This window comes from Luteimonas sp. 9C, from assembly GCF_902506295.1.
Classification (GTDB): Bacteria; Pseudomonadota; Gammaproteobacteria; order Xanthomonadales; family Xanthomonadaceae; genus Luteimonas.
The window spans coordinates 2,072,819-2,087,489 of record NZ_LR733312.1 but is presented as its reverse complement, the minus strand read 5'-3'; the positions used below and the strand labels follow the sequence as shown (position 1 = coordinate 2,087,489).

The window sequence follows — 14,671 nt, the reverse complement described above, 5'->3', positions numbered from 1 at the left end:
GGCATTGATCCGGGTCAATGCCGCGACGGCGTCAGGCGTGCGCGTGGCGCCAGCGTTCCAGCTTGGCGGCGAGTGCGGCCGCCCGGTGTCCGTAGGTGTCGGGCAGGGCCCCGTCGAAGCCGGTCAGGCCCCGGTTGACGCGGCGCAGGCGCGCCGCGGCGTCCACGTGGTCGGCGAAATCGATCCCGACCATCGTGTGCAGTCCCACGCGCGTGGGACCGAAGCGCACGACATCGCGCCAGCCCCAGCGGGTGACCCGGAACAGCGAGCGCAACTCGATGCCGTCGGCATCGAGCCGCAGATGGTTCGCGCCGGGCAGCAGCGACACCAGCGCGACCAGCGTGCACAGCCCGAAGAACCCACCGCACAGCCACGCGATCAGCAGATGGCGCTCGCCGATGACGAGCGCCATCCACACGAACCCGGCCGAAATCGCCAGCAGCGCGAGCATCTTCCACGGCGACGGCCGCAGCAGCTCGACCGCCGGCAACGGGCCGGGCGCGGTCATTTCAGCGTGCGCTCGAAGAGTTCGTAGATGCGGCGGTACTGGTCGTACCACGAGGCCGGGTGCTGGTAGGCGTGGCGTTCGAGCGGGTAGCTGGCCAGTTCCCACTTGTCCTTGCGCAGCTCGATCAGGCGCTGGGACATCATCACCGAGTCCTTGTAGAACACGTTGTCGTCGATCATGCCGTGCGCGATCAGCAGGTTGTCCTGCAGACGGTCGGCGTACTCCATCGGCGAGGACTTCAGGTACGCCTCGGGGTCGATGTCCGGCGTGTTGAGGATGTTCGCAGTGTAGGCGTGGTTGTACTGCGACCAGTCGGTGACCGGGCGCAGCGCGGCGCCGGCCTTGAACACGCCGGGCTCGCGGAACAGCGCCATAAAGGTCATGAAGCCGCCGTAGCTGCCGCCGTAAATGCCGACGCGGTCGCGATCGGCCTGGTGGTTGTCGACCAGCCAGTCGATGCCGTCGAGGTAGTCCTCGAGTTCCGGATGGCCCATCTGCCGGTAGATCGCGGTGCGCCAGTCGCGGCCGTAGCCGGCGGATGCGCGGAAGTCGAGATCCAGCACGATGTAGCCCTGCTGCACCAGCAGGTTGTGGAACATCTGCTCGCGGAAGTAGTTCGGATAGCGGTCGCTGACGTTCTGCAGGTAGCCGGCGCCGTGCACGAACAGCACGACCGGATACTTGCGGCCCGGCTCGTAGGTCTCGGGCGCGTAGAACTTGCCCCAGACCGTGCCGGCGCCGTGCTTGGACGGAATCTGCACGTATTCGGGCTGCAGCCAGTCGTGCGCCTTGAACTCGGCGGTGCGCGTGTCGGTGAGCACGCGCACGTCGCCGCCGGCGACGTCGGCCACCGCGAGCTGCGGCGGCGTGTAGCTGGCGGAGGTGCGCAGCAGCAGGCGGGTCTCGTCGGGCGACAGCGCGAAATCCTCGATGCCGCCGGTCTTCGTGAGCTCGCTGACGGTGCCGCCACTGGCGCTGCAGACCTCGTACCGGCCCGGCCACTGTTGGTTGCACAGGAAGAAGAAGCGGCTGCCGTCGCGCGACATCACCGGCGAGGAGACTTCCCACCGGCCCGTGGTCAGCGCGCGCGAGCGGCCGCCGTCGTTGAGATACAGATGCGAATAGCCGGAGGTCTCCGACAGGAACCACAGCGTGCGGTTGTCGGGCAGCCAGCCGAATTCGTTGAAGTCCCAGTTGATCCACGCGGCGTCGGTCAGGCGGTCGCGGCTGTGCAGCGTCGCGCCGGCCAGATCGACGGTGGCGAGCCAGCGGTCCTTGTTGTCGACCGAATGGATCGACAGCGCGACGCTGCGACCGTCGTCGCTCCAGCGGATCGCACCGCCGCCACCGCCGCGACCGTCGAGTTCCAGACGCACGGGGCGGTTGCCCTTGAGGGCGTCCTTGCCGGCGGCGCGGCGCAGGTCGGCCAGCGGGTCGGTGCCGATGCCGGGCAGGGCATCGGTCTTCAGCTCACGCGCCTGGCCGCTGGCCACGTCCACCAGCCACAGCGTGTGCGGCAGCGGGTCGTTGCGGCCGACGCGCGTGCGCACGTCCTCGAATTCCTCGTAGCCCGATTCGGTGACGTAGCGCGGCATCTTGCCCTCGCGCCCTTCGTCGCCGCTCTTGGCGGTGGTGACGACGATCAGACGATCACCGGCCGGCGACAGCGCACTGCCGGCGATGGTGACGTCCTTGCCCAGGAACACCGGGCCGGGCGCGCGCGTGGCATCGCTGCGGCGCCAGGCTTCGTTCTGGGTGCGCAGGCCGTCGCGACGGTCGCGCTCGACGCGCAGGGTTTCGATCATGCGCAGCTGGCGGTCGCGCAGGTCGTCGTCCTTCGGCGGCTTGGCCGGATCGTCCTCGGCCTTGAGGCTTGCGAGCTGCGTGGTGCCGCGCTGCGCGTCCCAGCCGAACCAGTCGTTGCCGGCGCGCCAGACCAGGCCGCCGGTTGTCGACCACTGCGGCTGCGCTTCCTGGGCTTCGGTACGCGTGACCTGGGTCAGCGCGCCGGTGCGCAGATCGCGAACGAACAGATCGCCATTGCGCAGGAACGCCATGCGCGTGCCGGTGGCGTCGGTGATCGGGTTCTGCGCATCGAGATCGGCGCGCGCGCCATCTTCGACGCGGGCAGATGCACCGCCGGCCAGGGGCTGCTGCCAGGTCTCGCGGACGCTGCTGCCTTCGCGCTTGCGCGTGTAGTACGCCGCCTGGCCGTCCCAGCGCCACCACGCGCCTTCGACCGGCGCGCCGATCCAGTCCGGATCGGCCATGATCCGCTCCATCGTCAGCGGCTGCGCCGGCTGTGCCAGAACGGCGGGAGACACGAGGGCACAGGCGAGCACCCAGCTCAACGGCAGTCGACGCATTCGACGGTTCCATCACGGACAAGGAGGCCGAAGTGTAACGGGCCGGGTCGTCCGGGCTGCTCTGGCGAAGGTCATGGTCGGCGCCGTGACGTGCGGCATCACGCCGCATCGTGCTTTCACGTCGCCGCGGTCAGAATCCACCAGCGCCGCCCACTGGAGCTCCGCTTGGACGCCCTGCTGTTGTCGCGGATCCAGTTCGGATTCGTGATCTCCTTCCATGTGCTGTTTCCCGCGTTCACGATCGGTTTGTCGAGCTGGCTCGCCTTCCTCGAGTTCCGCTGGCTGCGCACGCGCGATCCGGTGTGGCGCGAGCTGTATTTCTTCTGGATGCGGATCTTCGCCGTGTCGTTCGGCATGGGCGTGGTGTCGGGCATCGTCATGAGTTTCCAGTTCGGCACCAACTGGTCGGCGCTGAGCATCGCCGCCGGCAACATCCTCGGACCGCTGCTCAGTTACGAAGTGCTGACCGCGTTCTTCCTGGAGGCGAGCTTCCTCGGCGTGATGCTGTTCGGCTGGGGGCGGGTGTCGGAGAAGCTGCATTTCCTCTCGACGTGCCTGGTCGCAGTGGGCACGTTGATCTCGACCTTCTGGATCCTCTCGGCCAACAGCTGGCTGCACACGCCGGCGGGCTATGAATTGATCGACGGCGTGTTCCATCCCGCCGACTGGATGGCGATCATTTTCAACCCGTCGTTCCCGTACCGACTGGGGCACATGGTGCTGGCGGCGTTCATCACCACGTGCTTTGTCATCGGCGGCGTGGCGGCGTGGTATCTGCGCCGTGGGGAACATGTCGATGCGGCGACGCGGATGCTCAAGCTCGCGGTCGCGTTCGCGGCGATCACCGTGCCGCTCCAGATATTCTTCGGCGACCTGCACGGCCTGAAGACCGGCGAGATGCAGCCGGTCAAGCTGGCGGCGATGGAAGCGCACTGGCACGAAAGCGAGCCCGGCGAAGGCGTGCCGCTGGTGCTGTTCGCGGTGCCGAACGTGGATGCGGAACGCAACGATTACGAGATCGCGATTCCGCGGCTCGGCAGCGTGATCCTGACCCACAGCTGGGACGGCACCATCGCGCCGCTGACCGCGGTGCCGCGCGACGAGCGACCGCCGGTCGCGCCGGTGTTCTACGCGTTCCGGGTCATGGTCGGCATCGGCATGGCGATGCTGCTGCTCACGGCCGTCTCGCTGTGGGCGTGGCGCCGGCGCTGGCTGTTCGAATCGCGGTGGCTGCTCGATGCGTGGCGGCTGATGGCGCCGAGCGGGTTCATCGCGGTGCTGGCCGGCTGGTTCGTCGTCGAGCTCGGGCGTCAGCCGTGGGCGATCCAGGGCCTGCTGCGCACCGCGGACGCGGTCAGCGACATCGACCGCACCAGCGTGATCATCTCGCTGACCGCCTTCGTCATCGCCTATGCGGTGGTGTTCGGCGCCGGCGGCGGCTACATCCTCAAGATGATACGCAAGGGCCCGCAGCCCATCGACGATGGTCCGGATCACGACGATGGCGAACGCACGCCGATGCGACCGATTTCGGCGGCCGACGGCCCGGTGGGAGACGACTGATGGATCTCGATCTGCAGACCGTGCTGCCGGTGATCTGGTTCGGCGTGATCGGCTTCGGCGTGCTGATGTACGTGCTGCTGGATGGCTTCGTGCTGGGGCTGGGCGTGCTGGCGCCGTTCGCCGAGGACGGCGAGCAGCTCGACCACATGATGACCACCGCCGCGCCGATCTGGGACGGCAACGAGACCTGGCTGGTGCTCGGCGGTGCCGGCCTGCTGGCGGCGTTTCCGCGCGCCTATGCGATCGTGCTGTCGGCGCTCTACCTGCCGGTGCTGTTGATGCTGATCGCGCTGGTGTTCCGCGGCGTCGCGTTCGAGTTCCGCTTCAAGGCCCGGCGCGGCAAGCGCTTCTGGGGCGTGGCGTTCGCGCTCGGCTCGCTGCTGGCGGCGTTCGCGCAGGGCGTGATCCTCGGGGCGCTGGTCGAGGGCATGGCGCTGGAGGAGGGCAAGTACGCCGGTGGCGCGCTGGACTGGTTCAGCCCGTTCGCGATGCTGACCGGCGCGGCGGTGGTGGCCGGCTACGCGCTGCTCGGCAGCGGCTGGCTGATCCTCAAGACCGAAGGCCGGCTGCAGCAGCTGGCGCGCAAGGCGACCCGTCCACTGGTGCTGGTGGTGGCCGTGTGCATGGGCCTGGTCAGCGTGTGGCTGCCCTTCCTCGACTCGCAGATCATGGCGCGCTGGTTCGAGGGCGCGAATTTCTGGTGGCTGTCGCCGGTGCCGGTGCTGGCACTGGTCAACGCGATCTGGCTGTTCCGCGCGGCGCTGCGCGAGGGCCGCGACGCGCGCCCGTTCCTGCTGACGCTCAGTTTCTTCGGTCTCGGTTTCGTCGGCCTGGTGCTGGGGATGTGGCCGAACATCGTGCCGCCGTCATTGAGCATCTGGGAGGCGGCGTCGCCGCCGTCGTCGCAGGGCTTCGTGCTGGTCGGGCTGATCGTGCTGCTTCCGCTGATCCTGGGCTACACGGCGTGGTCGTATCGCGTCTTCCGCGGCAAGGTGGCCGCCGACGCCGGCTATCACTGAACGCGACGTCGACGCGCAAGGCCGATCCGCCCGGTGTCGCGATACCCAAGCCCGGCCTTTTGCCGCACAATCGAGCGTGTTTCCGCGGTTCTTCGGCCATGCACGCCTACGTCTACAAAAGCCAGCGCAAGGCGGACACTTATGTGTACCTCGCCGAGCGCGATGCGTTCGACGTCCTGCCCGACGCGGTGCGCGCACAGCTGGGCGAGCTGACGTTCGTGCTGGACGTGGCCCTGACGCCCGAGCGCAGGCTCGAGCGCGAGGACGCCGCGATCGTGCGCGAGCGCTTGCGCACGCAGAAGTTCCACCTGCAGATGCCGCCGCGCCTGGTCCACGATCCGCTGACGGAGGACTGGGGCACCGATGCCTGAGTCCGCGCAGCGGCCGTCGGCCGCGTTCGCCCGATCCCTGCTTCCCGTCCTGCTGGCCGGCCTCGCGCTGGCGGCGCTGACGCTCGTCGGTGGGCCGCTCGCCGCGGTGGCCGGCGCGCTTGCGCAGCCCGCGTTCGCGCAGGTCATCCGGTCGTGGCGGACGCGCACGGTGCCGGGCGGCCTCGCCCTGCGGACCGATCTGCTGTCGCTGGCCGGTGCCTGGGGTGGCGCCACGCTCGCGACCGCGGCGCTGGTGGCCTGGCCCCTGTCCGCGTTGCGTCAGGGCGGCGAACTGGGTGCGGCGCTCGCGCTGAGTGTCGCGGTCGGGCTTGCGGTCATCGGGTTCTGGCGCACCTGGCCGTTGTGGCACGGGCTCGAGCGCGACGGCGGCGATCTGCGCGCGCACTGGCGCGCGCTGTCGGAACGCGAGACCGGCAACTGGCGCGGGGTCGGTGCGGCGGTGTGCGTGGCGGCGATCGTCGCTCTCGTGCTGGTGCCGGCCTGGTTGCCGGCCGGTGGCATCGGCCCGCGCGTAGGCGTGGCGATCCTTACCGTGCTCGCGTCGCTCGGCCTGCACGCGGTGCTGCAGCGCATCGCACCGCCGGCGCCGATGCCGATCCAGATCGTCGAAATGGCAGGCGACCCCGCCGTGGCGCTGTCGATGGAGCCGATGGATGCGGCGCCCGATGTCGCGCTGTACGCCGCTGCCCGGGCCGGCCGCGTCGACCGGGCCCTGGCTCTCATCGAAGCCGGCGCCGATGTGCGCGTGCTGCCTGCGGGCGACGACCGTGACCAGCGCAGCCTGCCCGTCCTGGCAGCGGTGCTGCCGGACCTGCGCCTGCTGCGTGAACTGATCGCACGCGGCGTCGACGTCAACGCCGCGCATGCGGGCATGACGCCGCTGCTCGCGGCGACGCGCGACAGCTGGCACGGGCGGCCCGACGCGGTGATGACCCTGCTGGCGAACGGCGCCGATCCGCGGATCACCGACCACGAAGGCAATACGCCGCTCCATCTGGCGGCCCGCAGCTCCGACCCCGGGGTCGCCGCGCTGCTGCGCGATGCCGCCGCCGAGCTCGAAACGCGCAACCATGACGGCCTGACCCCGCTCGGCATGGCATGCGCGGTCGGCAACTGGCGGCTCGCGAAATTCCTGCTCGAACGCGGCGCCCGCGCCGAGGTCGAAGGCGGGACGCCGGCGCTGCTGGCGGCGGCTGGCGGCGACGAGGACGATGCGGCCGGCGTGCAGTTGCTGCTCAAGCACAAGGCGCGCGTCGATGCGCGCGATGCACAGCGCCGCAGCGCCCTGCATGTCGCGGCCTTCCAGGGACACGACGACATCCTGTCGGCGCTGCTGGGCGCCGGTGCCGACGTGCGCGGCCGCGATAGCGACGGCCGCACGCCCTTGCTCGAAGCGGCGCGTGGCGGCCGTCTGTCGGCGCTCGAAGCGCTGCTCGCAGCTGGCGCGGATGTCGCCGCGGTGGACGTCGCCGGGCGCAACGCGGTGATGCTGGCCTGCAGCGCCGAACTGCCCTCGGCCGCATTGCTGCAGCGCCTGCTCGAACTCGGCGTGCCGGCGGACGTCGCCGATGCTGATGGCCGCAAACCCGTCGATCGCGCCGCCGAGACCGGCCGCTGGACGCTGGTGCGTCTGCTCGATCCCGAGTACCCGCTGCCGGTGAACCTGGGCATCGGCGACGACGAGGACGGCGTCACTGCGAGCGACCGCACGCCGGTGCTGCTGCTGCGCGCCAGTCTGCGCGAAGGCCGGTTCGACGAGCAGGGCCCGCTGCTGCGGCTGCTGGGTGCGCGCGAGCTCGGCGGCCTGTTGCTCGATCCCGAGGCGCCGCCGTCGCTGGACCGCATCGAATGGCTGCTCGCGCAGGGCGCGGATGTCGAGGTGACCGATGCCACCGGCGCGCCGCCGCTGTGCGCGCTGCTGGCGTCGGCGCCGCAGCATCTGCCGATCCTGCAGACGCTGTTGCGTCATGGCGCTTCGCCCGGCGGCGCCGGCACGCTGGCGCGCTATCTCGCAGCCTGCAGCGATGACGACCAGGCCGCGCGCACGTTCGAAACCTTCGCGCTCGATCTGCTGGCGCGTGGTGCCGATCCGTTCGCGCCGTCGTCGGCCGGCGACCCGCCGCTGTCGCTCGCCGTGCGGTTGGGCTGGCTGCGGCTGATCGAGCGCCTGGTCGGCCACGGCGTCGATCTCGACGCCCGCGACGCCCGCGGCATGACCGCCTTGCATCTCGCCGCCGCGCTCGGCCGCGAGGGCGCGCTGAAAGTCCTGGTGCGTCACGGCGCATCGCCGGCGGCCTGTGCGGCCGATGGCCAGACACCGCTGGGCGTTGCGCTGTCGGCCGGCCGCCGCGATCTCGCCGACTGGCTCGACTGGCGCGGCTGGACGTTGCCGCGCCGCGCGCTGGAACCCGCCGATCTGCCGGCCGCCGCGACCACCGGCGATGCGCAGGCGGTGCGTCGCCTGCTGGATCTCGGGTTTCCGGTCGACACCGTAGACGCCCAGGGCTGCACCGCGCTGCTCCGCGCCGCCGGCGGCGGACATCGCGAGGTCGTCGATCTGCTGCTGGCACGCGCGGCCGACGCCGCACGCGCCGCGGCGTCCGGTGCGACGCCGCTGTCGGCGGCGGTCAGCATGCGCCACGCGGACGTCGTCGATCGCCTGCTGGCAGCGGACGTCTCGCTCGACCAGCGCCTGCCGGGCGAAGTCAGCGTGCTGATGCTGGCCGCTGCGCTGGGCCTGCCGGATCTCGCCGCGCGTCTGCTCACCGCCGGCGCCGACATCCACGCGACGGATGCGCAGGGGCTCACCCCGCTGCACTGCGCGGCGCTGTACGGCTTCACCTCGCGCGATCGGCCGCGCCTGCTCGCGCTGTTCGACACCCTGTTGCTGGCAGGTGCCGAGGTCGACGCCCCGGCGGCGGGCGGCGTGACGCCGTTGCTGCTGCTGCTCGGGGCGCGCGCCGAACCCGGCACGCCCTGCGACGAGGACGTGGCGCTGGCGGCCATGGAGCATCTGCTCGACGAAGGCGTATCGCTCGATGCGCAGGACCAGCGCGGCTTCGGCCCGCTGCACCTGTCGGGCCTGCACGGCCAGCTCCGGCTCGCCCGCCGCCTGCTGCGCGCCGGCGCCGATCCCGACCTGCGCGATACGCTCAACCGCACACCGCGCGAGATCGCGATCATGCGCGGTTTCATCGACGTCGCCGCCGAGTTCGCGCCGCCCCAGAGCGGGGATGGCGTATCGATGGCGCGGTTCCTGCGCGAGCAGCGCTGACCGCACAGGGTTGACCCCGGCTTGTCCGGGCCGGGGTCCGGGCGTACCGTCGGGTCCTCACTCAAGGATGGACCCGTGATGACACTTCAAAGATTGCTGGGTGTACTGCTCGCGACGGCCTGCCTCGTGCCGTCGGTGACTGCGGCGCAGAGCGCGCGCGAAATGCGCCAGCAGGTGGAGGGCAGCATGCTGGTGACCGGGCATGTCGACATCGCGCGCGACGGCAGCGTCAGCGCCCACACGCTCGATCAACCGGACAAGCTTCCCGACTACGTCGTGCGTCTGATCGAGCGCGCGGTGCCGGCGCTGCGCTTCGAACCGGTGCGCGTCGACGGCGCGGCGGTGCTGGCGCGCGCGAAGATGACCATCCGGCTGGTGGCGACGCCTGCGGACGACGGCAACATGCAGATCGCGATCAAGAGCGCGAGTTTCGGCGAGGAATACGATCCGGACGACACCGGACGCGTCCGCTCGATCGAGATGAAGCCGCCGCGGTATCCGATGCACATCGCGCAGATCGGCGGCAAGGGCACGGTCTATTTGCTGGTCAAGGTCGGGCGCGATGGCCGTGTGGAGGACGTCGCAGCCGAGCAGACCAACCTGACGGCGCTGGGCTCGGCGCGGCAGATGGAGATGATCCGCCGCGGCCTGGAGAAGGCGGCGATCGACAAGGCCCGGGAGTGGACGTTCTCGCCGCCGACCACCGGCGACGCGGTCTCCAGCGATCACTGGGTGGTCCGTGTGCCGGTTGACTTCTCGCTCTCCGATGACCCCCGGCGTCCGGAAGGTCCGGCTTACGGCCAGTGGCTCGGATACGTGCCAGGCGCGCAGACCCGTCCGACCTGGGCGATGCCGGACCCGCCCGGCTTCAACCCGGACGCGCAGGTCGCCGGCACGCTGCATCAGGGAGAGTCCCGCTTCCGCCTGCTCACGCCGTTCGAAGGCTGAGCCCGCCGGACCGGCCCCAAAAAAAGCCCCGCAACTGCGGGGCTTTTTCGTGCGCGAAGACCTTCGGGTCAGCGCTTCATCGACGAGAAGAACTCGTCGTTGGACTTCGTGGTCTTCATCTTGTCGAGCAGGAATTCCATCGCGGCGATCTCGTCCATCGGATGGAGCAGCTTGCGCAGGATCCAGATGCGCTGCAGCAGGTCCGGCTCGATGAGGTAATCCTCGCGGCGGGTGCCCGACTGGTTGACGTTGATCGCCGGGTAGACGCGCTTCTCGGTGATGCGACGGTCGAGGTGCACTTCGGAGTTGCCGGTGCCCTTGAACTCTTCGTAGATCACCTTGTCCATCGCGCTGCCGGTGTCGACGAGGGCGGTGGCGATGATGGTCAGCGAACCGCCTTCCTCGACGTTGCGCGCGGCGCCGAAGAAGCGCTTCGGGCGGTGCATCGCGTTGGCGTCGACACCACCGGTCAGGACTTTGCCCGAGCTCGGCACGACGTTGTTGTAAGCGCGGGCGAGGCGGGTGATCGAGTCGAGCAGGATGACGACATCCTTCTTGTGCTCGACCAGGCGCTTGGCGCGCTCGATGACCATTTCTGCCACCTGCACGTGGCGCGCGGCCGGCTCGTCGAACGTCGACGAGATGACTTCGCCGCGCACGGTGCGCTGCATCTCGGTCACTTCTTCCGGACGCTCGTCGATCAGCAGCACGATCATGTGCACGTCAGGATGGTTGTAGGTAATCGCGCTGGCGATCTGCTGCATCATCATCGTCTTGCCGGCCTTCGGCGGCGAGACGATCAGGGCGCGCTGGCCCTTGCCCTGCGGGGCCATCAGATCGAGGATGCGGCCGGCGATGTCCTCGCTGGAACCGTCACCACGCTCGAGCTTGAAGCGCTTGCGCGGGAACAGCGGGGTCAGGTTCTCGAACAGCACCTTGCCCTTGCTGGCTTCCGGCGGCTCGCCGTTGATCGTGTCGACGACCGACAGCGCGAAGTAGCGTTCGCCGTCCTTGGGCCAGCGGATGCGGCCGAGCAGGTGGTCGCCGGTGCGCAGGTTGAAGCGGCGGATCTGGCTGGGCGAGATATAGACATCGTCGGGACCGGCGAGGTAGCTCGCTTCGGCCGCGCGCAGGAAGCCGTAGCCGTCTGGCAGGATCTCGAGCACGCCGTCGGCGACGACACCCTCACCGTGACGGGTCAGGACCTTGAGCAGGCCGAAGATCACGTCCTGCTTGCGCGCGCGGGCCACGCCTTCGATCGCCAGCTGGTCGGCGATGTCGAGCAGCTTGTGCGCCGGCATCCGCTTGAGGTCGCTCAGCGTGTACTGCGGGAAGCCTTCCGGAATGTTCGGAGGCGGCAGGCGCTGGACGTGGTCGTTGCCGCCGTCCTGCGGCAGGCCGTCATCGCGGCCACCGCCACGCGGACGGTCACGACGGTTCTTGAACCGGTCGCGGCGGTTGTTGCCGCCCTGTTCGTTGTTGTTGCCGCGGTTCTGGTGCTGCTGGCCGCCGCCGTGCTGGCGCGGCTCGCCGCCCTGCTGGGCATGGTGCTGGCCGCCGTTGGACTGGCCACCACCCGGGTTGTTCTGCGCGCCCGGGTTGCCGGGATTGCCGCGCGGCGCATCGCCCTGGGCGGAGTCGCCGGATGCCTTCGGCGCCTCGGGCTGCGGCGGTGCGCCGGCCTGCGACGCCTTCGGGGCCGGGGCGTCCTGCGTCGCCAAGGGCAACTGGGACTGGGAATCGGGGGACGCGGTGTCGGTGGCCTTCTTGGCCACGCGCGGCTTGCGCACGCGCTTCACGGCGGTGTCGCCCTCGGGCGTGCCGGGATCGGATGTGTGGTCGGACAAGCGGAAAATCCTCGCTCGGTTGCGAGCGCCCGGGACGGGCGGCGGCAGGAAAACGGACAGTCGGGAGTGACGCCAGATGGGTGCGGCGCGCGGTACACACGCCGGAGCAGCGCAAACCTAGCACTGCGTCCGACCGGCGGCAAGCGGCGGCCGCAAGGTCGGTTCAGACGACAGGCCGCCCGCGGGCGGCCTGTCGCTGCATGGAAGCGGGTCTCAGAGGGCCTTGTCGATCAGCTGCGCCAGCTGCGGCTTGCCCACCGCGCCGATCTGCGTGCCCTGGACCTGGCCGTCCTTGAACAGCAGCAGCATCGGGATCGAGCGCACGTGGTACTTGAGCGCGGTGGCCTGGTTCTGGTCGACGTCGATCTTCACGATCTTGGCGCGGCCGGCGTAGTCGCCCGCCAGTTCGTCGAGCGCCGGGGCGATCATCTTGCAGGGGCCACACCACGGGGCCCAGAAATCGACCAGCACCGGTACGTCGGACTGCAGGACGGTGGTGTCGAAATCGGAATCGCTGGCATGGATGACGGCATCGGTCACGGGGGGCTCCGGGGGGCTGGGGCGCGCTTCGAAGCAGCGGCGCCGGGATGGATGTAAAATGGGGAATCGCCGCCCGGAATCAAGGTGGCGCTCCTGCGGGACGACCCACGCGTCCTGCGCCCAGGCAGTCTGCCGTCGCGACTGCCTCCCACGCAAGCACGCGGCGCCCTCCCAGTCGGCGACGCCCGGACACCTTCCTACGCATGAGCGACAAGCCTCTTACCGACATCACCTTCTCGTCCTTCGACCTGCATCCGGCATTGCTCGCCGGGCTGGAAGAGGCCGGGTTCACCCGCTGCACGCCGATCCAGGCGCTGACGCTGCCGCTGGCCCTCAACGGCCGCGACGTCGCCGGCCAGGCCCAGACCGGCACCGGCAAGACCCTGGCCTTCCTGGTCGCGGTGATCAACCGCCTGCTGTCGAAGCCGGCGCTGGCCGACCGCAAGCCGGAAGACCCGCGCGCGCTGATCCTCGCGCCGACCCGCGAGCTCGCCATCCAGATCCACAAGGACGCGGTGAAGTTCGGCAGCCACCTCGGGCTGAAGTTCGCCCTGGTCTATGGCGGCGTCGACTACGACAAGCAGCGCCAGATCCTCACCGAGGGCGCGGACGTCATCATCGCGACCCCCGGCCGCCTGATCGACTACGTCAAGCAGCACAAGGTCGTCAGCCTGCACGCCTGCGAGATGTGCGTGCTCGACGAAGCCGACCGCATGTTCGACCTGGGCTTCATCAAGGACATCCGCTTCCTGCTGCGGCGCATGCCGATCCGTACCGAGCGCCAGACGCTGCTGTTCTCGGCGACGCTCAGCCATCGCGTGCTGGAGCTCGCATACGAGCACATGAACGAGCCGGAGAAGCTCGTCGTCGAAAGCGAGTTCATCACCAACGCCAAGGTCCGGCAGGTGATGTATTTCCCCGCCGACGACGAGAAGCTGCAGCTGTTGCTGGGCCTGCTGTCGCGCAGCGAGGGCGCGCGCACGATGGTGTTCGTCAACACAAAGGCGTTCATCGAGCGGGTGGCGCGTGCGCTGGAGAAGGCCGGCTACCGGGTTGGCGTGCTGTCGGGTGACGTGCCGCAGAAGAAGCGCGAAAGCCTGTTGAAGAAGTTCCAGGCCGGCCAGCTCGAACTGCTGGTGGCCACCGATGTCGCCGCGCGCGGTCTGCACATCGACGGCGTCAGCCACGTCTTCAACTATGACCTGCCGTTCGATGCCGAAGACTATGTCCACCGCATCGGCCGCACCGCGCGCCTCGGCGCCGAGGGCGACGCGATCAGCTTCGCCTGCGAGCGCTACGCGCAGAGCCTGCCGGAGATCGAGGCCTACATCGAGCAGAAGATCCCGGTGGAGCCGGTGACCTCGGAGCTGCTGACCGCGCTGCCGCGCAAGCCGCGCGAGGGCGTCGAGCTCGACGACGAGGACGGCGAGAGCATCCACGAGATCTTCAAGGAAGTGCGCGAAGCGCGCGCCGTCGAGGATGCCAAGCGTGGCGGTGGTCGCGGTGCGGGCGCCGGTGGCGGCGGTCGGGGTGCGCCCGGTTCGCGTGGGCCGCGTTCGGCGGGCAGCGGCGAAGGTCGTGGCGAGCGCGGACCGCGCAAGCCGCGTCCGCCGCGGGTCGAGGGCGAGCAGGCCGCGGCCGCACCGGCCGTCGCCGCTGCGCAGCCGGGGATCGATGCCGCCGGATCGGTCGCGCAGGCGATGCCGGACGAATCGCGACCGCCGCGCAAGCGTCGTCGCCGTCGCGCGGGCAAGAAGATCGAAGGTGCCGAGGGTGCAGCGCCGCAGGCTGCCGGGACCACCGCAGCCGACGCGTCGAAGAAGCCGCAGGGCAACGGAGCCAAGGGTCCGCGCGAAGTGCGTCCGACCCAGCGTCCGGCGCCGGCGCCGAAGTCCGAACAGGCGCCGTCGCTGCTGAGCCGCATCGGTCGCGGGCTGCGTCGCCTGGTCTCGGGCGACGACAAGCGCTGATCGCAGGCGTCGGCCGGTGTGATGAAAAAGCCCCGCTTCGGCGGGGCTTTTTTCTGGGGGCCATCCGGATGGCCGCGCCTGGCGACCGCCGTGCCGCGCCTGCGCCAGGACTCGATCACGGGGTCTGCGGCATGGAAGCCATCGCGCCACGCACTTTGCACCGGTACCTGCGCGGCTCGCTGCGTCGATGCGTCCGGACCGGCGCAACGCGACGCCACGCCTGCTGCGGAATCGCCCGCCGGCG

At 70.0% G+C, this 14,671-nt stretch carries 10 protein-coding genes; 6 read left to right on the top strand and 4 right to left on the bottom strand.

Annotated features, from left to right (window positions below; genetic code table 11):
- Nucleotides 1–31: 31 nt before the first annotated feature.
- Both CURTO8I2_RS09585 and CURTO8I2_RS09580 read right to left on the bottom strand, forming a co-directional pair.
- The gene (locus CURTO8I2_RS09585; RefSeq protein WP_159680706.1) at nucleotides 32–508 is read right to left on the bottom strand and encodes a PH domain-containing protein; all 477 of its coding nucleotides are present in this window, start codon (nucleotides 506–508) and stop codon (nucleotides 32–34) included.
- A complete protein-coding gene (locus CURTO8I2_RS09580) occupies nucleotides 505–2,874 on the bottom strand; it encodes a S9 family peptidase (RefSeq protein WP_159680704.1) in 2,370 nt (789 codons plus the stop codon). Before CURTO8I2_RS09580 ends, CURTO8I2_RS09585 begins: the two co-directional genes overlap by 4 nt.
- Nucleotides 2,875–3,039: 165 nt before the next feature.
- Between CURTO8I2_RS09580 and CURTO8I2_RS09575 the strand changes: the two genes are divergently transcribed.
- The 5 genes from CURTO8I2_RS09575 to CURTO8I2_RS09555 all read left to right on the top strand — a co-directional run bounded on the left by CURTO8I2_RS09575 (nucleotide 3,040) and on the right by CURTO8I2_RS09555 (nucleotide 10,070).
- Nucleotides 3,040–4,437 (top strand): cytochrome ubiquinol oxidase subunit I, encoded by a 1,398-nt coding sequence (locus CURTO8I2_RS09575; RefSeq protein WP_159680702.1) that lies wholly within the window; start codon nucleotides 3,040–3,042, stop codon nucleotides 4,435–4,437.
- Complete coding sequence (cydB, locus tag CURTO8I2_RS09570; RefSeq protein ID WP_159680700.1) at nucleotides 4,437–5,456, top strand: cytochrome d ubiquinol oxidase subunit II; 1,020 nt, start codon at nucleotides 4,437–4,439, stop codon at nucleotides 5,454–5,456. The genes CURTO8I2_RS09575 and cydB overlap by 1 nt, the downstream gene beginning before the upstream one ends.
- A gap of 98 nt (nucleotides 5,457–5,554) precedes the next feature.
- Nucleotides 5,555–5,827: a YcgL domain-containing protein gene (locus CURTO8I2_RS09565; RefSeq protein WP_159680698.1), complete on the top strand. Its 273-nt coding sequence runs from the start codon at nucleotides 5,555–5,557 to the stop codon at nucleotides 5,825–5,827.
- Nucleotides 5,820–9,122, top strand: a complete 3,303-nt coding sequence (locus CURTO8I2_RS09560; RefSeq protein ID WP_159680696.1) for an ankyrin repeat domain-containing protein — start codon at nucleotides 5,820–5,822, stop codon at nucleotides 9,120–9,122. The genes CURTO8I2_RS09565 and CURTO8I2_RS09560 overlap by 8 nt, the downstream gene beginning before the upstream one ends.
- A 78-nt stretch (nucleotides 9,123–9,200) precedes the next feature.
- Complete coding sequence (locus CURTO8I2_RS09555) at nucleotides 9,201–10,070, top strand: protein tonB (protein WP_159680694.1); 870 nt, start codon at nucleotides 9,201–9,203, stop codon at nucleotides 10,068–10,070.
- Nucleotides 10,071–10,138: 68 nt separating this feature from the next.
- On the opposite strand, the gene rho is transcribed toward CURTO8I2_RS09555, so the two are convergent.
- Both rho and trxA read right to left on the bottom strand, forming a co-directional pair.
- A complete protein-coding gene (rho, locus tag CURTO8I2_RS09550; RefSeq protein ID WP_159680692.1) occupies nucleotides 10,139–11,917 on the bottom strand; it encodes a transcription termination factor Rho in 1,779 nt (592 codons plus the stop codon).
- Nucleotides 11,918–12,130: 213 nt separating this feature from the next.
- Nucleotides 12,131–12,457, bottom strand: coding sequence for a thioredoxin (gene trxA / locus CURTO8I2_RS09545; protein ID WP_159680690.1), 327 nt, complete (start codon nucleotides 12,455–12,457; stop codon nucleotides 12,131–12,133).
- 203 nt (nucleotides 12,458–12,660) lie between these two features.
- On the opposite strand from trxA, the gene rhlB reads away from it, so the two are divergent.
- A complete protein-coding gene (rhlB, locus tag CURTO8I2_RS09540) occupies nucleotides 12,661–14,427 on the top strand; it encodes an ATP-dependent RNA helicase RhlB (RefSeq protein ID WP_159680688.1) in 1,767 nt (588 codons plus the stop codon).
- Nucleotides 14,428–14,671 lie beyond the last annotated feature (244 nt).

What these genes read in the sequence shown, in the direction of transcription:
- rhlB (WP_159680688.1), top strand. Translation starts at nt 12,661, where the DNA reads ATGAGCGACAAGCCTCTTACCGACATCACCTTCTCGTCCTTCGACCTG.
- CURTO8I2_RS09585 (WP_159680706.1), bottom strand. Translation starts at nt 508, where the DNA reads ATGACCGCGCCCGGCCCGTTGCCGGCGGTCGAGCTGCTGCGGCCGTCG.
- CURTO8I2_RS09580 (WP_159680704.1), bottom strand. Translation starts at nt 2,874, where the DNA reads ATGCGTCGACTGCCGTTGAGCTGGGTGCTCGCCTGTGCCCTCGTGTCT.
- CURTO8I2_RS09560 (WP_159680696.1), top strand. Translation starts at nt 5,820, where the DNA reads ATGCCTGAGTCCGCGCAGCGGCCGTCGGCCGCGTTCGCCCGATCCCTG.
- cydB (WP_159680700.1), top strand. Translation starts at nt 4,437, where the DNA reads ATGGATCTCGATCTGCAGACCGTGCTGCCGGTGATCTGGTTCGGCGTG.
- CURTO8I2_RS09565 (WP_159680698.1), top strand. Translation starts at nt 5,555, where the DNA reads ATGCACGCCTACGTCTACAAAAGCCAGCGCAAGGCGGACACTTATGTG.
- CURTO8I2_RS09555 (WP_159680694.1), top strand. Translation starts at nt 9,201, where the DNA reads ATGACACTTCAAAGATTGCTGGGTGTACTGCTCGCGACGGCCTGCCTC.